General features: G+C 60.5%; 15 protein-coding genes. 9 read left to right on the forward strand and 6 right to left on the reverse strand.

Translation table 11 applies throughout. The features are described from left to right. The first annotated feature begins 763 nt into the window (after positions 1-763). Both AABM52_RS11765 and AABM52_RS11770 read left to right on the forward strand, forming a co-directional pair. A complete protein-coding gene (locus tag AABM52_RS11765; protein ID WP_347911910.1) occupies positions 764-2,821 on the forward strand; it encodes a carbon starvation CstA family protein in 2,058 nt (685 codons plus the stop codon). Between the two features lie 2 nt (positions 2,822-2,823). After that, complete coding sequence (locus AABM52_RS11770; RefSeq protein WP_046042517.1) at positions 2,824-3,021, forward strand: YbdD/YjiX family protein; 198 nt, start codon at positions 2,824-2,826, stop codon at positions 3,019-3,021. A gap of 62 nt (positions 3,022-3,083) precedes the next feature. Here AABM52_RS11770 and AABM52_RS11775 read toward each other — a convergent pair whose 3' ends face one another. Then, entirely contained in the window at positions 3,084-3,290 is a 207-nt protein-coding gene (locus AABM52_RS11775) for a hypothetical protein (protein ID WP_347911911.1), read from the reverse strand. Positions 3,291-3,599: 309 nt separating this feature from the next. Between AABM52_RS11775 and katG the strand changes: the two genes are divergently transcribed. Further along, positions 3,600-5,795, forward strand: coding sequence for a catalase/peroxidase HPI (gene katG / locus AABM52_RS11780; protein ID WP_347911912.1), 2,196 nt, complete (start codon positions 3,600-3,602; stop codon positions 5,793-5,795). A 196-nt stretch (positions 5,796-5,991) separates the two neighbouring features. Here the strand turns inward: katG and AABM52_RS11785 are convergent, their stop codons facing one another. Together AABM52_RS11785 and AABM52_RS11790 are read right to left on the reverse strand one after the other, a co-directional pair. Then, positions 5,992-7,188: a patatin-like phospholipase family protein gene (locus AABM52_RS11785; protein ID WP_347911913.1), complete on the reverse strand. Its 1,197-nt coding sequence runs from the start codon at positions 7,186-7,188 to the stop codon at positions 5,992-5,994. Between the two features lie 234 nt (positions 7,189-7,422). Continuing rightward, positions 7,423-7,989, reverse strand: a complete 567-nt coding sequence (locus AABM52_RS11790) for a helix-turn-helix domain-containing protein (protein WP_347911914.1) — start codon at positions 7,987-7,989, stop codon at positions 7,423-7,425. 149 nt (positions 7,990-8,138) lie between these two features. Between AABM52_RS11790 and AABM52_RS11795 the strand changes: the two genes are divergently transcribed. The 4 genes from AABM52_RS11795 to AABM52_RS11810 all read left to right on the forward strand — a co-directional run bounded on the left by AABM52_RS11795 (position 8,139) and on the right by AABM52_RS11810 (position 14,447). Beyond that, entirely contained in the window at positions 8,139-8,444 is a 306-nt protein-coding gene (locus AABM52_RS11795; RefSeq protein WP_347911915.1) for a LysR family transcriptional regulator, read from the forward strand. A gap of 139 nt (positions 8,445-8,583) precedes the next feature. Beyond that, the gene (mexE, locus tag AABM52_RS11800; RefSeq protein WP_347911916.1) at positions 8,584-9,825 is read left to right on the forward strand and encodes a multidrug efflux RND transporter periplasmic adaptor subunit MexE; all 1,242 of its coding nucleotides are present in this window, start codon (positions 8,584-8,586) and stop codon (positions 9,823-9,825) included. Between the two features lie 12 nt (positions 9,826-9,837). Next, positions 9,838-13,029, forward strand: a complete 3,192-nt coding sequence (locus AABM52_RS11805) for an efflux RND transporter permease subunit (RefSeq protein WP_347911917.1) — start codon at positions 9,838-9,840, stop codon at positions 13,027-13,029. Further along, a complete protein-coding gene (locus AABM52_RS11810; protein WP_347911918.1) occupies positions 13,029-14,447 on the forward strand; it encodes a TolC family protein in 1,419 nt (472 codons plus the stop codon). Before AABM52_RS11805 ends, AABM52_RS11810 begins: the two co-directional genes overlap by 1 nt. Before the next feature lie 58 nt (positions 14,448-14,505). Here AABM52_RS11810 and AABM52_RS11815 read toward each other — a convergent pair whose 3' ends face one another. Further along, positions 14,506-16,071 carry an aldehyde dehydrogenase (NADP(+)) gene (locus tag AABM52_RS11815; RefSeq protein ID WP_347911919.1) on the reverse strand — a complete coding sequence of 522 codons (1,566 nt, stop codon included), beginning with the start codon at positions 16,069-16,071 and terminating at the stop codon, positions 14,506-14,508. Then, on the reverse strand, positions 16,071-16,703 hold the full coding sequence (locus AABM52_RS11820) for an isochorismatase family cysteine hydrolase (protein WP_347911920.1): 633 nt from the start codon (positions 16,701-16,703) through the stop codon (positions 16,071-16,073). Before AABM52_RS11820 ends, AABM52_RS11815 begins: the two co-directional genes overlap by 1 nt. A 99-nt stretch (positions 16,704-16,802) precedes the next feature. On the opposite strand from AABM52_RS11820, the gene AABM52_RS11825 reads away from it, so the two are divergent. Next, a complete protein-coding gene (locus AABM52_RS11825; protein WP_347911921.1) occupies positions 16,803-17,318 on the forward strand; it encodes a helix-turn-helix domain-containing protein in 516 nt (171 codons plus the stop codon). Between the two features lie 183 nt (positions 17,319-17,501). After that, positions 17,502-17,954 (forward strand): cupin domain-containing protein, encoded by a 453-nt coding sequence (locus AABM52_RS11830; protein ID WP_347911922.1) that lies wholly within the window; start codon positions 17,502-17,504, stop codon positions 17,952-17,954. Between the two features lie 247 nt (positions 17,955-18,201). On the opposite strand, the gene AABM52_RS11835 is transcribed toward AABM52_RS11830, so the two are convergent. Further along, positions 18,202-18,588: a YkvA family protein gene (locus AABM52_RS11835; protein WP_347911923.1), complete on the reverse strand. Its 387-nt coding sequence runs from the start codon at positions 18,586-18,588 to the stop codon at positions 18,202-18,204. Positions 18,589-18,639: the final 51 nt, after the last annotated feature.

Consider the following 18,639-nt stretch of genomic DNA (forward strand, 5'->3'; position numbering starts at 1 on the left):
CCTTATCGCGAGCAAGCTCCCTCCCACAATGATTTGGCTGGTTCACAAAGGTCGTGTTCAACCATTGAACCTGTGGGAGCGAGCTTGCTCGCGATGACGGAGTGTCAGGCGACATCGATGTCGAATGTGCCGGCCTCATCGCGAGCAAGCTCGCTCCCACAGTTGATTTGGCTGGTTCGCAGATATTGAGTTCAACCACTTAACCTGTGGGAGCGAGCTTGCTCGCGATGACGGAGTGTCAGGCGGCATCGATGTTGAATGTGCCGGCCGCATCGCGAGCAAGCTCGCTCCCACAGTTGATTTGGCTGGTTCACAAAGGTCGTGTTCAACCATTGAACCTGTGGGAGCGAGCTTGCTCGCGATGACGGAGTGTCAGGCGACATCGATGTCGAATGTGCCGGCCTCATCGCGAGCAAGCTCGCTCCCACAGTTGATTTGGCTGGTTCGCAGATATTGAGTTCAACCACTTAACCTGTGGGAGCGAGCTTGCTCGCGATGACGGAGTGTCAGGCGACATCGATGTTGAATGTGCCGGCCGCATCGCGAGCAAGCTCGCTCCCACATTTGATCGGGGATGGCCGCGGATCCGGTGGTCAACCCACAGGCGTTCGGCGTGCTCTACGTAGAACTACGTAGACACCACGTACGTAGTAACGCGGATTTATTTGTGGACGACATGCGCAGATATTGGGCCAGCTCCGCACTGCGGACACAATTATAAAAATTACCGCCGCAGTCACTGGCTGTCGGCAGGAGACACGCTATGCCCCGTCTGGCTAAACACCTCGCCTGGTTTGCCGTGGCTGTCCTGGGAGCGATTGCGCTGAGTGTCGTGGCCCTGCGCCGCGGCGAAGCGATCAACGCCCTGTGGATCGTAGTCGCAGCCGTCGCCATCTACCTTGTTGCCTACCGCTACTACAGCCTGTTCATCGCCAATAAAGTGATGCAGCTCGACCCCAATCGGGCTACTCCGGCTGTGCTCAATAACGATGGTCTGGACTACGTGCCGACCAACAAACACGTGCTCTTCGGTCACCACTTCGCGGCCATCGCCGGTGCTGGACCTCTGGTCGGTCCGGTATTGGCAGCGCAGATGGGCTACCTGCCCGGCACGCTGTGGCTGATCGCCGGCGTGGTGCTGGCCGGGGCGGTGCAGGACTTCATGGTCCTGTTCATGTCAACCCGCCGCAACGGTCGCTCCCTGGGCGACATGGTCCGTGAGGAAATGGGCCGCATCCCCGGTACCATCGCGCTGTTCGGCTGCTTCCTGATCATGATCATCATCCTCGCGGTGCTGGCGCTGATCGTGGTCAAGGCCCTGGCCGAGAGCCCTTGGGGCATTTTCACGGTGATGGCGACCATCCCGATCGCAATGTTCATGGGCATCTACATGCGCTACATCCGCCCGGGCCGCATCGGTGAGATTTCGGTCATCGGCGTGCTGTTGCTGCTGGGCTCGATCTGGCTCGGCGGGCAGATTGCCGCTGACCCAGTGTGGGCCAAGGCCTTTACCTTTACCGGTCTTCAGATCACATGGATGCTGATCGGCTACGGTTTTGTCGCGGCGGTATTGCCGGTGTGGCTGATCCTGGCGCCCCGTGATTACCTCTCCACCTTCCTGAAGATCGGCACCATCGTTGCCCTGGCCATCGGCATTCTGGTGACCATGCCCGAGCTGAAAATGCCGGCCCTGACCCAGTTCATCGACGGCACCGGCCCGGTATGGAAGGGCGGTCTGTTCCCGTTCCTGTTCATCACCATTGCCTGTGGCGCGGTGTCGGGCTTCCATGCGCTGATCGCTTCCGGCACCACGCCGAAGTTGCTCGCCAGTGAAGGGCATGCCCGTTATATCGGTTACGGCGGCATGCTGATGGAGTCCTTCGTGGCGATCATGGCCATGGTCGCGGCTTCCGTGATCGATCCGGGCGTGTATTTCGCCATGAACAGCCCGGCTGCCGTGGTTGGTGCCGATGCTGTTGCTGTTGCACAAACCGTCAGCAGCTGGGGCTTTGCGATTACCCCGGAAGCCCTGCAAGCCGTGGCCCACGACATCGGTGAAACCACCATCCTGGCCCGTGCCGGCGGTGCGCCGACCCTGGCGGTCGGTATCGCGCAGATCCTGCACCACGTGTTGCCGGGCGAGAACACCATGGCGTTCTGGTACCACTTCGCGATCCTGTTTGAAGCGCTGTTCATTCTGACCGCAGTGGACGCCGGTACCCGTGCCGGGCGCTTCATGCTGCAGGACCTGCTCGGCTCGTTCGTGCCGGCTCTGCGTCGCACCGAATCCTGGACCGCCAACCTGATCGCCACCGCCGGTTGCGTGGCCATGTGGGGGTATCTGCTGTACCAGGGCGTGATCGATCCGTTGGGCGGCATCAACACCTTGTGGCCGCTGTTCGGCATCTCCAACCAGATGCTGGCCGGTATCGCCCTGATGCTCGGCACCGTGGTGCTGATCAAGATGAAGCGCCAGCGTTATGTGTGGGTGACCTTGCTGCCGGCCGTGTGGTTGCTGATCTGTACCACCACCGCAGGCTTCATCAAGCTGTTCGACGCCAACCCGGCGATCGGCTTCCTCGCCCTGGCGAAGAAATACAGCGATGCCTTGGCCAATGGTCAGGTGCTGGCCCCGGCCAAGACCATCGACCAGATGCAGCACGTGATCTTCAACGCCTACACCAACGCGACGTTGACCGCACTGTTCCTGTTCGTGGTGTTCAGCATCCTGTTCTTTGCACTCAAAGTGGGCATCGCTGCCTGGGGCACCAAGGAACGCACGGACAAGGAAGCTCCATTCCAAGCGCTGCCGGATGCCTGATCATGTTCAATGACCTGAGTCGCCTCGGTAAATACCTCGGTCAGGCCGCGCGCCTGATGGTCGGCATGCCCGACTACGACAACTACGTCGAGCATATGCAGAACAAGCATCCGGACAAACCGGTGATGGACTACGAGGCGTTCTTCCGCGAGCGTCAGGAAGCCCGTTACGGCAGTAAAGCCGGACCGAAGTGCTGTTGAGTGAAATAAAAAAAACGGCTGAAAGGCCGGTTTTTTATTGAGTTCAGGAACACCTCGATGGCTCAGGCCCAGTGGCGATGGGAATCGTCGTCGCCACTGTTGTCCCGGGTCATGGAAACACTCTCGGGCGTTCGTCCCTGAGGCTGATGATCCCGCCTGGCGATCTTGAGTGCCCGGTCGGCGACCTTGGCGTTATGCACCAGGCGGCAGAGCACGGCAACGATGATGATCGACAGCAACGACCAGATCACAATGGCGTTTAGGAGCATGGCAAAACCTCTCGCGGCAAACAATCCTTCCGATCGCCAACATCCTTGTAGCAAATAGTATTAATCCATTGTGGCAGGTGTTCATGAACTTGCACTTTCTTGCTGATTTGCGCTGTTTTTCAGCTATCTCCCCAGATGGAGCGACAGTTTCCCCGACCGGTACTTTAATGGATGGTCTGGAGCGACTGATCGCGAGACTGTCATAGCCTCAAGGCTATGGATCCCATACCGAAAAACTATTTCATCAATCGGTGATCCGGATCCACGCTCAAGGGTGGTTAGCTGAAAACAAAATCAAGAGGAGATGCCATGTCAACTGAATCGAAATGCCCGTTCAATCACGCCGCTGGCGGTGGCACGACGAACCGCGACTGGTGGCCGAACCAACTGAACCTGAAGATCCTGAGCCAACACTCGCCCAAGTCTGATCCGTTGGGGGGTGACTTCAACTACGCCGAAGCCTTCAAGAGCCTGGACTTCCAGGCGCTGAAAAAAGACCTGACTGCGCTGATGACCGATTCCCAGGACTGGTGGCCGGCGGACTTCGGTCACTATGGGCCTTTCTTCATCCGCATGTCCTGGCACGCCGCGGGCACCTATCGCACCGGTGATGGCCGGGGTGGCGCCGGTTCCGGCCAGCAACGTTTTGCACCGCTCAACAGCTGGCCGGACAACGTCAGCCTCGACAAGGCCCGTCGGCTGCTCTGGCCGATCAAGCAAAAGTACGGCAACAAAATCTCCTGGGCCGACCTGATCGTCCTCACCGGTAACGTTGCACTGGAATCCATGGGCTTCAAGACCTTTGGTTTTTCCGGTGGCCGCCCGGATGTCTGGGAACCGGACGAAGACGTCTACTGGGGTTCTGAAAGCACGTGGCTGGGTGGCGACGTGCGTTATGGCAAAGATGCCGGGCAAACTCCCGCAGAGCGCAATCTGGAAAACCCACTCGCCGCCGTGCAGATGGGCCTGATTTACGTAAACCCCGAAGGCCCTGAAGGCAACTCTGATCCGGTCGCCGCCGGGAAGGACATCCGTGAAACCTTTGCGCGCATGGCCATGAACGACGAGGAAACCGTCGCGCTGATCGCAGGCGGTCACGCCTTCGGCAAAACCCACGGTGCTGGTCCTGTCGACCATGTCGGGCCTGAGCCCGAAGGCGCCGGCCTCGAACTGCAGGGCCTGGGCTGGAAGAGCACGTTCGGTACCGGTAGCGGTGCCGACGCTATCTCCAGTGGTCTGGAAGTGACCTGGACGACCACGCCAACCCGGTGGAGCAACAACTACCTGGAAAACCTGTTCGGTTACGAATGGGAACTGAGCAAGAGCCCGGCGGGGGCAAACCAGTGGAAACCGAAAAACGGCGCTGGCGCCGGCACCATTCCGGATGCCTTTGATCCGTCCAAACGGCGTGATCCGACCATGCTGACCACGGACCTGTCGCTACGCTTTGACCCGATCTACGAGCCGATTTCGCGGCGCTTCCTGGCCAATCCAGACCAGTTGGCCGACGCCTTCGCCCGTGCCTGGTACAAGCTGATTCACCGTGACATGGGGCCGCTCACACGCTACCTCGGCCCGGAAATGCCGAACGAAGAGCTGTTGTGGCAAGACCCGATCCCTGCTGTCGATCATCCGCTGGTCAATGACAGCGATGTGGCCGCGCTCAAGGGCAAAATTGCGGCCTCGGGGCTGACAGTTTCGCAGCTGGTATCTACGGCCTGGGCGGCGGCTTCGTCTTTCCGTGGCTCCGACAAACGCGGCGGCGCCAACGGTGGGCGCCTGCGCCTGGCACCACAGAAGTCCTGGCAGGCCAACCAGCCCGCGCAATTGGCGACGGTGCTGGCGAAACTCGAAAGCATCCAGAACGAGTTCAACAGTGGCGGCAAGAAAATCTCCCTGGCCGACCTGATCGTACTCGCCGGTGGCGTGGGCGTGGAGCAGGCCGCGAAAAATGCCGGCCACAGTGTGACGGTGCCTTTCACGCCGGGACGCATGGACGCCAGCCAGGAACAGACCGATGTCGAATCCTTCGGTTTCCTTGAACCGATTGCCGACGGTTTCCGTAATTACCTGAAGCAACAGTACCGTGTGCCAGCCGAAAAACTGCTGATCGACAAGGCGCAACTGCTGACGCTCAGCGCGCCGGAAATGACGGTATTGCTGGGTGGGCTACGGGTGTTGAACGCCAATGTCGGCCAGAGCAAACACGGTGTCTTCACCTCACGGCCGGAAGCGTTGACCAATGACTTCTTCGCCAACCTGCTCGATATGGGGGTGGAGTGGAAGCCGGTGTCGGATGCCCAACAGGAGTTTGAAGGGCGTGATCGCAAGACCGGTGCAGTGAAGTGGACGGGGACCCGGGTTGACCTGGTCTTTGGTTCCAATGCGCAGTTGCGTGCGTTGGCCGAGTTCTATGCTACCGCCGATGCGCAACAGAAGTTCGTCAAGGACTTCGTCGCTGCGTGGACCAAAGTGATGAACCTGGACCGCTTCGATCTGAAATAGGGGAGGTTGTCGTAACGTTGGTACTGCCGGCAAAAAGTACCCCGGCTCGCCCTCCGGCTCCTGCATTGGCGGAGGGCATCCAGCGATCAAAAATCCTGGCGATCATGGTCCGGTCTTTGTGGCCGAGTTGCTTGGCTATCGACTGTGGACTCAACCGGTCAATGCACCCGATTGCCTCAATCTTTCAGCGGTTGTTTCAGCGTCTGGTGCTTTCCAGGTGTGGCGATTTATGCCACGGATAGCCCTTCGCGCTGAGTTGAAAGGCGTAATCGAATAGACGCTTCATGTACTCGCCATCGAATTTCCGATCGTGCGCAAAATCAAAGTCAGAGCCGATGTACGCAAGATTGAAATCCGCTCCATCCTGTTGCGCCATGCGGTAAATACGCTCCAGGTCGCTGATCCCCTGAGTTTGAATCAAGGCACTGATGGCTCGACCGCCGATGCTCAATGTTCGGCGCTTGGTCCCGGACCACTGTGGCTCCAGTGTGCCGTTACGAATGACATAGAAATGACGGTCGAGTCGCACAGGTACTCCGGTGGCTTTGCTCAGCACCAGCACAGTACTGGGTGGGTAAAGAAACACTTGAGTGATGACCCCTCCGTCCACGTGCATTTCCTGGAACTGTTTGCCGTCAACCTCCACATCGATCATGACCGGTGAGACTGCACCGGGAATACTCATTGACGCGAGCATGATGTTGCGAAAGAGGTCGAGCGCTCCCGGTGCCTGGCTGGAGGCAATCGCGCCCATGTTCCAGGTGACTGGCCGCCCCGAATCAAGGTCAGTTGTACCGATCAGCAGAATTCGTCCTTTGGCGTACTCCGTCGCGATCGCCGCAAGAATCTGTGCTGTGACGTATTTTGCGATGAGCCGCGACAGTGGTTTGCTGTCCGCTATACCGTCGCTGGCAAGACGGGTTAATACGCTTCGCGAGTGAAAAATGTCTTTTGGACCGATTGCGTTGGAGACGTACCGAATAACGCCGTCGTACTCGGCCCCCAGGTAAGCGAACGGGGCGACCAGGGCGCCTGCGCTAATGCCTGTGACGACCTTGAACACGGGGCGAGTCCCATGCGTCGTCCATCCAGCAATCAGTCCCGCTGCGAAGGCGCCCGCATCGCCGCCACCGGAAACCGCCAGCATATTTGCCAGCGGAAGGATATGGTTCGGCTTCCCGGCCTTGGCGAGAACCTCGCTCTCACGTTTGTTGGACTGAACCGCATCCTCCATGAAAGGCGTCAGGTCGTGGTCCAGCCTGTAGCGAGCATCGGGAATGCCCGGGATGACAGCCTTTTCCGTCAAGGTTGGCGGAACCGCGTCTCGGCGAGGCATACACGCTTGAAGAAACAGGTCAAAAGAGGCGCCAGGTCTGAGCGGGAATGGTTTCAAAACGCCTCTCCAGGCCCTTGCCGTCAACAGCAAGTGCGCTCATCGTCCCCGAGAAAGTCTCTACCCGTGGTGCCCGAGATGACGACACGCCAGCCGCCTGCGGCATGTCATTCGAACGCCAGGCTGCTCATTCTGCGCTCCTTTACTTGATAAAAAAACTCATTGGCCGCGCGCGCCAGGTTTTATACAAAAACCTTTGGCGTGATGCATATCGGAGGCTGGTGACGTTCGATTCTACTGTTTTTCAGTGCTGACAGACCAGGCATCAATCACCGATTGCAGAAACTGCTCCGACAATCGAGGGTTGTCCAGGGCCCTGGCGATCAGTATCGCTCCGGTAATCGATGACAGGATACGCAAGGCCTCCTGGTGTTTTTCATCATCGGTTTCGCCATCAACCAATGGCAACAGCGTTTCGATCAGGGTCTGCACGCCTTGGGTGAATGAGTGGCTGACGGCACCGCCGTTGCGCGCGACATCGGCCCCCAGGGCGGGGATCGGGCAGCCTTCGGTCCAGTTGCTCAAGTGGCTTTGGGTCAGGTAACCCTTGAGCAGTTCGGGGATGGATTTGGCGGCTCGCCAGTCTTCGATGTTGGTTTCGAACGTGCGGCTGACCGCCTCCGACGCCAGCTGCTCCTTGCCACCGGGGAACTGTCCGTAAAAGCCGCCATGGGTCAGGCCCACCGAGCGGGACAGTTCGCCGATACCGATGCCGTCGATGCCTTTTTCCCGGTACATCTTCGAGGCTGCGCCGAGGATCGCTTCCTTGTTGGCTGCTGCCTGGTCTTTCGTCACTTTCATGAGTGGGGTCCTGTCATCCGATGAGCGCCCTGGCAATTTTTTGCTGGGGGGCTGGTATTGATGATGATCATAATATAAATTCGCGGCAATGGCTTTGCAGGCCGACGAGCCCATGGCTCAAGTCAGAACACCTCACAGGGTGCCGCCCCATGAAACGTCATGATCTGCGCAGTATCGACCTCAATCTGCTGGTGATTTTCGAGGCGCTCATTCAGGAGCGCAATGTCTCCCGCGCCGCAGAAAAGCTTGCCCTGGGTCAGCCGGCAGTCAGCGGCGCATTGAACCGATTGCGTACGCTGTTCAACGACCCTCTGTTTAAACGCATTGGCCACAAAATGGAACCGACCACCCGGGCCTTGCAGGTGGCGCAAACCCTTGGGCCCGCACTGGACTGTATCTGCGCTGTCGTCAGTCTTACGTCCTCTAGTAAAAATCCTGTTGATTCAAAGGCTTGATCTGAGCATTCATTTTTTTGCCCTTAAACATGATAGTCATCATTAATGATGATAGCCAAGTTCACTCGGTTCAATTCGTCGCTGCCTCCTGTGCGGCCGAGAATTCTCCAACCCCTAACCCGTCAGGCGGACACTACCCATGCAACAGTCACTCAAACCTTTGCGTTATCCCCTTGCTGCATTGGCGTTGGCGACCCTCACTGCTTGCGGCCACGCACCCGATGCCGCCAAGGCGCCGGGTGCGCCACCTGTCACGGTCGCCAAAGTGCTCGAGCAACCCATTACCGAATGGGATGAAGTCACCGCCCGCCTGGAAGCGCCGGAAACCGTCGTGGTTCGACCGCGGGTGTCGGGGCAGATCGATCGTGTCGCCTTCACCGATGGTGAGTCGGTGAAGAAAGGGGATTTACTGTTCCAGATCGATCCACGGCCGTTCGAACACGAAGTGCATCGCCTCGAAGCGCAGTTGCAACAGGCTCGCGCCACGCTGGTTCGAACTGGCAATGAAGCACAGCGGGGCCAGCGCCTGCTGAGCAGCAATGCGATTTCGGCGGAACTGGCTGACACGCGCAACACCACCGCCCAGGAAGCCCGCGCCGCCGTCGATGCCGTGCAGGCGCAGCTCGATCTGGCACGCCTGAACCTGAGCTTCACCCGTGTCACCGCGCCGATCAGCGGCCGGGTCAGCCGTGCTGAAATCACCGCCGGCAACATCGTCACCGCCGACACCTCGGCGCTGACCAGCGTGGTCTCCACCGACAGGGTCTACGCCTATTTCGACGCCGACGAGCGCCTGTTCCTCAAGTACGGCCAGCTCTCCCGCCAGGGCCGACGCAGCCAGTCCACGCCGGTGTACATGGGCTTGTCGAACGAGGAGGGCAATAGCCACCTGGGGCAGATGAACTTCGTCGACAACCAGGTCAATCCCAAGACCGGCACCATCCGTGGTCGCGCGGTGTTCGACAACACCGACGGCCAATACACCCCGGGGCTGTACGCCCGATTGAAACTGGTGGGCAGCGCGGCCTATGCCGGCCTGCTGATCAAGGACGAGGCGGTGGGCACTGACTTGGGCAAGAAGTTCGTGCTGGTGATCGACCAGGACAACAAGGCCGTGTACCGGAGCGTCGACCTGGGGCCGAAGCTCGAAGGCTTGCGCATCGTGCGCAGCGGTTTGCATAAAGAAGACCGGATCGTCATCAACGGTCTGCAACGGGTTCGTCCCGGCGCGGTGGTCGCGCCTCAGGACGCGCCGATGGCCGACGCGCAAACCGTCGCCACCCTGGCTCGTCAACGCCAGGCCATCGAGGCGGGTAATCAGCCTGCCGCTCCGTCCCCGGCACTGGTGAAAACGGATACATCCGTTTCGCCTCGCGGATAAAGGAACACTGTCATGAAGTTCTCCCGGTTCTTTATCACGCGGCCGATCTTCGCCGCCGTCCTGTCGCTGCTGATCCTGATCGCCGGCCTCATCTCGCTGTTCCAGCTGCCGATCAGCGAATACCCGGAAGTGGTACCACCCACCGTGGTCGTCCACGCCAACTACCCCGGCGCCAACCCCAAGGTGATTGGCGAAACCGTGGCCGCGCCGCTCGAACAAGCCATCACCGGCGTCGAGAACATGCTGTACATGTCCTCGCAGTCCACGGCGGATGGCCGGCTCACGCTGACCGTGACCTTCGCCCTGGGCACCGACCTGGACAACGCCCAGGTCCAGGTGCAGAACCGTGTGACCCGCACCGAACCCAAGCTGCCGGAGGAAGTGACGCGCATCGGCATCACCGTCGACAAGGCCTCGCCCGAGCTGACGCTGCTGGTGCACCTGGTGTCGCCGGACAAACGCTACGACATGCTCTACCTGTCCAACTACGCGATCCTCAACGTCAAGGATGAGCTGTCGCGTCTGGAAGGCATTGGTGATGTGAAGATGTTCGGCATCGGTGACTACTCGCTGCGCATCTGGCTCGACCCGAACAAGACCGCGTCACGCAACCTGACCGCCACCGACGTGGTCAATGCGGTGCGTGAACAAAACCGTCAGGTGGCGGCCGGCCAACTGGGTTCACCGCCTGCACCCAACGCCACCAGCTTCCAGATGTCGATCAACTCCCAGGGACGGCTGGTCACCGAAGAAGAGTTCGAGAACGTGATAGTCCGCAGTGGTGCGGATGGCGAGATCACCCGCCTCAAGGACATTGCGCGGATTGAACTCGGCTCCAACCAGTACGCCCTGCGCGCACTGCTCAATAACCAGGAAGCGGTGGCGATGCCGATCTTCCAGCGCCCGGGTTCGAATGCGATCGACGTTTCCGACCAGGTGCGGGCGAAGATGGCCGAGCTCAAGAAGAGGTTCCCCGAAGGCATGGACTACGAGATCGTCTACGACCCGACCATCTTCGTGCGCAGTTCGATTGAAGCAGTGGTTCACACGCTGTTCGAAGCGCTGATCCTCGTGGTGCTGGTGGTGATCCTGTTCCTGCAAACCTGGCGCGCCTCGATCATTCCGCTGGTCGCCGTGCCGGTGTCGCTGATCGGCACCTTTGCCGTGATGCATTTGCTCGGGTTCTCGCTCAATGCGCTGTCGCTGTTCGGTCTGGTGTTGGCCATCGGTATCGTGGTCGATGACGCCATCGTGGTGGTGGAGAACGTCGAGCGAAACATCGAGTCGGGACTTGAGCCGGCCGAGGCCACCCAAAAGGCCATGGGCGAGGTGACCGGGCCGATCATCGCCACGGCATTGGTGCTGTGCGCGGTCTTCGTGCCAGCAGCGTTCATTTCCGGCCTGACCGGGCAGTTCTACAAGCAGTTCGCCCTGACCATCGCCATCTCCACGGTGATCTCGGCGTTCAACTCGCTGACCTTGTCGCCGGCATTGGCGGCGGTGTTGCTCAAGGCCCACGGCGCGCCGAAAGACCGTTTCTCCAAAGTGCTGGATCGGTTGTTCGCGGGCTGGCTGTTCAAGCCCTTCAACCGGATGTTCGAAAAGGCCGGCAATGGCTACGTGGTGGCGGTGGCCAGGGTCATTCGCGGCAGCAGCGTGGCCCTGCTGGTTTACGCTGGCCTGATCGCCATGACGTACATGGGTTTCAGCACCACGCCGACCGGTTTTGTGCCGACCCAGGACAAGAAGTACCTGGTGACCTTTGCGCAATTGCCCGATGCGGCCAGCCTTGACCGCACCGAGTCGGTGATCCGGCGCATGAGCACCATCGCCATGAACGAACCGGGCTTCGACAGTGCCGTGGCGTTCCCCGGCCTGTCGATCAATGGTTTCACCAACAGCCCGAATGCCGGCATCGCGTTCATCGGCTTGCGTCCTTTCGATGAGCGCAAGGATCCAGGCCTGTCCGCCGGGGCGATTTCCGCTTCGCTGAATGCCAAGTTCGGCGGTATCCAGGATGCCTACATCGCGGTGTTCCCGCCGCCACCTGTGCAAGGCCTGGGCACCATCGGCGGGTTCCGCCTGCAGATCGAAGACCGGGGCAACCTGGGCTACGAAGAGCTGTACAAGGAAACCATGAACATCATCGGCAAGGGGCGCAGTGTTCCGGAACTGGCCAACCTGTTCACCAGCTACACGGTCAACGTGCCGCAAGTCGAAGCCGCCATCGACCGCGAAAAAGCCAAGACCCATGGCGTGGCGATCAACGATATCTTCGACACCTTGCAGGTGTACCTCGGTTCGCTGTACGCCAACGACTTCAACCGTTTTGGCCGTACCTATCAGGTCAACGTCCAGGCCGAGCAGCAGTTCCGCCAGGAGCCGGAGCAGATCGGCCAGTTGAAGGTCCGCAACGACCGTGGAGAGATGATTCCACTGGCCACGTTCGTCAAGGTCGGCCCGACGTCGGGGCCTGACCGGGTCTCGCACTACAACGGCTTCGTCACCGCGGAAATCAACGGCAGTGCAGCCCCCGGCTACAGCTCCGGCCAGGCACAAAAAGCCATCGAGAAACTGCTCAAGGAAGAACTGCCCAACGGCATGACCTACGAGTGGACCGACCTGACCTACCAACAGATCCTCTCCGGCAACACCGCGTTGCTGGTGTTCCCGCTCTGCGTCCTGCTGGCGTTCCTGGTACTGGCCGCGTTGTATGAAAGCTGGAGCCTGCCGCTGGCGGTGATCCTGATCGTACCGATGACCCTGTTGTCGGCGATTGCCGGGGTGATCATCTCCAGGGGCGACAACAACATCTTCACCCAGATCGGCTTGATCGTGCTGGTGGGCCTGGCGTGCAAGAACGCGATCCTGATCGTCGAGTTCGCCAAGGACAAACAGGACCAGGGCCTGTCGCCGCTGGACGCTGTACTGGAGGCTTGCCGCATGCGTCTGCGGCCGATCCTGATGACGTCGTTCGCCTTCATCATGGGGGTGATTCCACTGGTGACTTCCACCGGGGCCGGTTCGGAAATGCGCCGGGCCATGGGGGTCGCCGTGTTCTCCGGGATGCTCGGGGTGACCTTCTTCGGGTTGCTGCTGACGCCGGTGTTCTTTGTCCTGATTCGTCGCTACATCGAACGTAAAGCCGCGCGCAAGGCGGCCCGGGTTCAAGCGCTTAACGTTATTGATTCGGAGGCACATTGATGAACGCTTTCAAGCTCTTCCTTCCCAGTCTCCTGGTCGCGGCATTGGCCGCCTGCACTGTAGGGCCTGATTACAAGACCCCCGATACGGCGCCGGCGAAAGTCGTCTCGGCACAAGGCGCCAACTATGATCAGTCGCGTTTCGAAACAGTGTGGTGGCAGCAATTCGACGACCCCACGCTGAATCAGCTGGTCGGCAAAGCGCTCAATGGCAACCGCGATCTGCGCGTGGCCTTCGCCCGCTGGAAAGCCGCCCGGGCCATCCGCGATGACGTCAGCAACGACAACCTGCCGGTGGTCACCAGTCGGGTCAGCAGCCAGCAGGGCAAGTCGCAAGTGCCGGGGCAGAGCGTGAATCGGGTCAACACCGAGCGCTACGATCTGGGCCTGGACATGGCCTGGGAGATCGACCTGTTCGGGCGCATCCAGCGTGAACTGGAATCCAGCGATGCCCGGGAAGACGCCACGGCGGCAGACCTGTATCAACTGCGGGTGACCATGATCGCCGAGTTGGTGGACGCCTATGGTCAGCTGCGCGGTGCGCAACTGCGGGAAAAGATCGCCCTGGCCAACCTCAAGAACCAAAGTGAATCGCGCGCCGTGACGGTGAGCCTGCGTGATGCTGGCGTGGGCAACGAACTCGACGTGGTGCGTGCCGATGCGCGGTTGGCGGCGGTCGAGGCGAGTGTGCCGCAGTTGCAGGCGGAGCAGGTGCACCACAAGAACCGCATCGCCACGCTGCTGGGCGAACGCCCGGACACCCTGAGCATCGACCTGAGTCCGAAGGACCTGCCGGCCATCGCCAAGGCATTGCCGATTGGCGATCCCGGCGAACTGTTGCATCGGCGTCCGGATGTGCTCGCGGCAGAGCGCCGGTTGGCGGCGTCAACGGCGGATGTCGGCGTGGCCACCGCCGACCTCTTTCCACGGGTGAGCTTGAGTGGGTTCCTCGGGTTCACGGCGGGGCGTGGTTCACAAATCGGTTCCAGTGCCGCCCGCGCCTGGAGCCTGGGGCCGAGCATTACCTGGGCCGCGTTTGACCTGGGCAGTGTGCGGGCGCGCATTCGCGGCGCAAACGCCGACGCCGAGGGTGCATTGGCAACCTATGAGCAACAGGTTTTGCTCGCACTGGAGGAATCGGAAAACGCCTTTAGCGACTATGGCAAACGCCAGCAACGCCTGCTGTCGTTGATCAGGCAAAGCGAGTCGAGTCGCGCAGCGGCCGATCTGGCGGCGACGCAATACAAGGAAGGGGTGGTGGACTACCTGGTGTTGCTGGACGCGCAACGTGAGCGGCTGAACGCCGAGGATGCCCAGGCACTGGGGGAGACCGATCAGTACCGCGCCATTGTGGCGATCTACAAATCCCTGGGCGGTGGTTGGGACAGCGGCGATACCAGGCTGGCGAAAAACAACTGATCGAGCAATAGATGACCTGTGGCGAGGGAGCAAGCTCCCTCGCCACAGAGATTTTCGTTCAATGACCATCCACAAGGCGCGGCAACCCCAACGGATTACCCTCGCGCAGAGGCTCCGGCAGCAGGGCATCGGGAAAGCCCTGGTAAGCCACCGGGCGCAGGAAACGCTCGATGGCGGTCATGCCCACCGAAGTAAAACGACTGTCCGAGGTGGCCGGAAACGGCCCGCCATGCACGGTGGCGAAACACACCTCCTGCGGATGGGCAAAGGCATTGACTACGATGCGCCCGGTGCGTCGCTCCAGGGTTGGCAGCAAGCGACGGGCCAGCGGCAAATCGTCCTGTTCAAGATGCAGGGTCGCGCTGAGTTGCCCCTTGAGTGAGCGCGCGACCCGCAACAGTTCATCTTCATCCCGGACCTTCACCAACAGCGCGGACGGGCCGAATACCTCCTGCGAAAGCAACGTCTCGGCGAGAAAGTGTTGGCCATCGACCTCGAACAGCGCCGAGCGGCCATCGACTTCTGCAGTGGATGCCGAGCCAACGGCGACGAGGCTCGCGCCGGCGCTTTCCATTGCGCACAGACCCTTCAGGTACGCCCCATGGATGCCCGGTGTCAGCATCGTGCGTGCCGGTGCTTCGCTCACGCGCTTGCTCATGGCGTGGCGCAGTGCTTCAAACCCCGCACCTTCGACGGCAACCAGAATCGCCGGTTTGAGGCAGGCTTGCCCGACGTTGACCAGCATGCGCTCGACAAAGCCATCGCCGATCTGCGCGCCCCGTTCGGCGAGGGCCCGGGGCAGGATGAAGGTCGGGTTGACGCTGGTCATTTCGGCGAAGACCGGAATCGGATCGGGCCGCAACTGCGCACGCCGATACAACGCCATTCCGCCTTGTTCGGAACCGGTGAAGGTCACGGCCTTGATCAGTGGATGATCCACCAGTGCTTCGCCGATGGCATTGCCGGAGCCGCGCACCATGGAGAACACGCCTTCGGGCAATCCGCTGTCTTGCACCGCTTGGCGAATGGCGCGGGCCTGGATTTCCGAGGCACCGGGATGCGCATTGTGCGCCTTGAGAATGACGGTCGAACCCGCCGCCAGCGCCGAGGCGGTATCGCCGCCGGCCACCGAGTAGGCGATGGGGAAATTGCTCGCGCCGAAAATCGCCACCGGGCCGATGGCGATTTTTTGCAGGCGATGGTCCATGCGCGGGCGTGGCTGACGCTCCGGTTGTGCAGGATCTATGGCCAGTTGCAGGAAGCGCCCCTTGCGCACCACATCGGCGAACTGGCGGAACTGGGTGGCCGCCTTGATTGCCTCGCCTTCCAGTTGTGCCTCGGGTACGCCGGTTTCCAGGGCGGCCCGTGCAGCCAGTGCTCCACGAACGCTATCGAGATTGTCGGCGATGCGTTCGAGAAACGCCGCACGCACGGCGAGCGGGGTATGGCTGTAGACATCGAATGCTTCATCGGCCAGGGTCGCGGCCCGGTCGACGTCGGCCACACCACCCAGTGCGAACGCCGGTTCAAGCGGCTGGTTGGTCGCGGGATTGAGCGCTTTCAGGGTGCCTTCGCTGGCGGCGACATCGTGGTTGCCGATCAGCAGCTTGCCGGTCAACTGCATTACGCACCTGCCTGTGCCAGCGCGGCAACCAGTTCGTCGGTGGTCAGGATGGCGTGAGCGAAGGTCGGGCCGTTCAGCTCATGGGCCGAATGCATCATCTCCGGCTTGAAGGCGGCGGTCGCATCCCGTACCAGAGTGACGTGATAGCCAAGTTCCTGAGCGTAACGGGCGGTTGCCTCGATGCAGGTATTGGCCAGCAGGCCGACGATGATCACGTGGGTGATACCCTTTTGCTTGAGACGAAAATCGAGGTCGGTATTGGCAAAACCGCTGGAGCCCCAATGTTCCTGCACGACGATGTCGCCGTCCTTCGGCGCGAAATCGGGGTGCCATTCACCGCCCCATTCGCCCCGTGCGAAGTGGTGCATGTGCATGACCTTGCACTGGGTGGGACTCGGGTGATCCCAGTTTTCGTAGTCGCCTTTTTCCCAGCGGCGGTGCGGTACGATGACCACCGGGATGTTGAGCGCGCGAATGGTGCGATCAAGCGTGCGCAGGTTGTCGAGCAGGCCGACTTGCTTGGCAATGGGCTCGATCAAGGGGTAGATCTTGCCGCCATCCGACAGAAAGTCGTTGTAGGGGTCGACCAACAGATAGGCAGTCCGGTCAAGAGGGTAGGTGGCTTTGGACATGACGGTTCTCCGCAAAATAATCCGTGGATGGTGAAGTGTAGTTGCTCGAAATTTACGTTGATATGATAATCATAGTAACTAGGAAAGAGGCAATACCGCATGTCGGTGAAAACAACCGTTTCTGAAACCCTGTGTCCGATTTCCCGGGCCGAAGCCGTCGTGGGCGACCGCTGGACGGTGCTGGTCTTGCGTGAGTTGTTCATGGGCAGCCATCGTTTTGACGACATCCAGGCGCAGACCGGCGGCACGCCGCAAATGGTCGCGGCGCGCTTGAAAAGCATGGAGGCCGACGGGCTCGTAGAGCGCCGCGCTTACAGCGAACGGCCAAAACGCTACGAATATCACCTCACGGAAAAAGGCGACGCGTTCTACTCGGTGGTCCTGGCGTTGCGCGCCTGGGGCGAAACCTGGTGCAAGTCGCCCGAGGAAGGCCTGGCGGTGGTCTATACACACCGCAGTTGCGGCGGGCCCGCCGGGCTCGGTCCGCTTTGCGCCCATTGCGGGCAGCCCTTGCGCCGCGCCGACCTGATCAGTGAGCCGAGTGCCGCCTATGTCGCCGAACGCAGCGCCCGGCGCGAAGTGTTCAAGGGCAGTCGCGGAGCGGCGGGGGAATAAGGCCAACGAGGTGCCCGCAGTTGCGGGTTTGTATCCGCAGGTATCCGCAACGCCCGCCGTTACCCAGGCATACAAAACCGCCGTTTCCCGACACCCGGGCGATACACGGCGGCCTTCCAATGGAACCACCGGCATCGCGCCACTTTCGGCGCGGCCCGGCGTGGTTCAACTGGAGGAAAGACAATGTTGCGTACCCACACCCGTCACACCCTCGGCAAGCTTGGTCTGGTCCTGGCCGCCGCAGGGCTCGCCACCGTAGCGAGCCTCTCTCAAGCCCAGGAAACACAGCCGGCCCCGGCGATGAAAAGCTGGCAGCAGGGCCTGCATCGCACCGACCTGGTACACGAAGACCTGGGCGCCGCTAATCGCGAAGTCCTTCAGGTGCTCGTGGATTTCGATCCGGGTGTGACGTCACCCAAACATGCTCACCCCGGTGTCGAGGTGGCGCACGTGATCAGCGGCACCTTCGAGTATCAACTGGAAGGGCGGGCACCGGTGACGCTCAAGGCCGGTGATTCGTTGTACATCCCCGAAGGCGTCGCCCATGTGGCGAAGAACGTGGGCCAGGGCAAGGCCTCGGAGCTGGCGACCTACATCGTGAACAAAGGCGAGCCGCTGCTGATCCTCAAGCCGTAGGCGAGTGTTTGTAGGAGCGAACTCGCTCGCGATGGTCTTGAGAGCGTCGCGTTTAGCCATTAAACACGCGTTATCGTTAACGACCATCGCCGGTGCGTAATTACATTACTACTGACCAGGCATTTGCGTTCGTGGTGATCACCGTTTGCATTCGGTTGACCAATGCCCGCACAAGAGACGAGCGGCAGAGAGCGGCCAGCAGGAGTCATTCAAACAAAACCGCTCGGTGGGGGAGCCTACTTCTAACTCAGAGGAAGTAAGCCCCCAAAGTACCCACAGCAACGAGCCAAACTAATACAACGATCACTGCAGAAAACCTGTTCACTGGCCGCTTAACATGGCTTTTCTCCCACTCACTCGCTTTGAGCTGACATTCCTCGAGCACCTGCGCAGGCATCAGCCGAATAGCGAGCAGAATGCCAAGCGGCAAAATGATCACGTCGTCCAGGTATCCAAGCACAGGAATGAAATCAGGAATGAGGTCGATTGGACTCAGCGCATACGCCACGACAAAAATCGAAATCCATTTGGGTAACCAGGGTGTTTGTGGATGCTGATAGCAAAACCAGAGAACCATGGTTTGCCGTTTTAGCTTTCTGGCCCAGCCACGTAAACGATCAAGTATGCGTTTCATGTCGTAATTGTCAGCACCTGAAGGAGTGTGCCTGCGAGCGTAGCGCCTTAG

It is taken from the genome of Pseudomonas grandcourensis, assembly GCF_039909015.1.
Classification (GTDB): Bacteria; Pseudomonadota; Gammaproteobacteria; order Pseudomonadales; family Pseudomonadaceae; genus Aquipseudomonas; species Aquipseudomonas grandcourensis.

Coding starts and splice junctions, on each gene's coding strand:
- AABM52_RS11775 (WP_347911911.1), bottom strand. CDS start 3,290: ATGCTCCTAAACGCCATTGTGATCTGGTCGTTGCTGTCGATCATCATC.
- AABM52_RS11765 (WP_347911910.1), top strand. CDS start 764: ATGCCCCGTCTGGCTAAACACCTCGCCTGGTTTGCCGTGGCTGTCCTG.
- AABM52_RS11770 (WP_046042517.1), top strand. CDS start 2,824: ATGTTCAATGACCTGAGTCGCCTCGGTAAATACCTCGGTCAGGCCGCG.
- AABM52_RS11810 (WP_347911918.1), top strand. CDS start 13,029: ATGAACGCTTTCAAGCTCTTCCTTCCCAGTCTCCTGGTCGCGGCATTG.
- AABM52_RS11790 (WP_347911914.1), bottom strand. CDS start 7,989: ATGAAAGTGACGAAAGACCAGGCAGCAGCCAACAAGGAAGCGATCCTC.
- AABM52_RS11805 (WP_347911917.1), top strand. CDS start 9,838: ATGAAGTTCTCCCGGTTCTTTATCACGCGGCCGATCTTCGCCGCCGTC.
- mexE (WP_347911916.1), top strand. CDS start 8,584: ATGCAACAGTCACTCAAACCTTTGCGTTATCCCCTTGCTGCATTGGCG.
- AABM52_RS11835 (WP_347911923.1), bottom strand. CDS start 18,588: ATGAAACGCATACTTGATCGTTTACGTGGCTGGGCCAGAAAGCTAAAA.
- AABM52_RS11815 (WP_347911919.1), bottom strand. CDS start 16,071: ATGCAGTTGACCGGCAAGCTGCTGATCGGCAACCACGATGTCGCCGCC.
- AABM52_RS11820 (WP_347911920.1), bottom strand. CDS start 16,703: ATGTCCAAAGCCACCTACCCTCTTGACCGGACTGCCTATCTGTTGGTC.
- AABM52_RS11825 (WP_347911921.1), top strand. CDS start 16,803: ATGTCGGTGAAAACAACCGTTTCTGAAACCCTGTGTCCGATTTCCCGG.
- AABM52_RS11830 (WP_347911922.1), top strand. CDS start 17,502: ATGTTGCGTACCCACACCCGTCACACCCTCGGCAAGCTTGGTCTGGTC.
- AABM52_RS11795 (WP_347911915.1), top strand. CDS start 8,139: ATGAAACGTCATGATCTGCGCAGTATCGACCTCAATCTGCTGGTGATT.
- katG (WP_347911912.1), top strand. CDS start 3,600: ATGTCAACTGAATCGAAATGCCCGTTCAATCACGCCGCTGGCGGTGGC.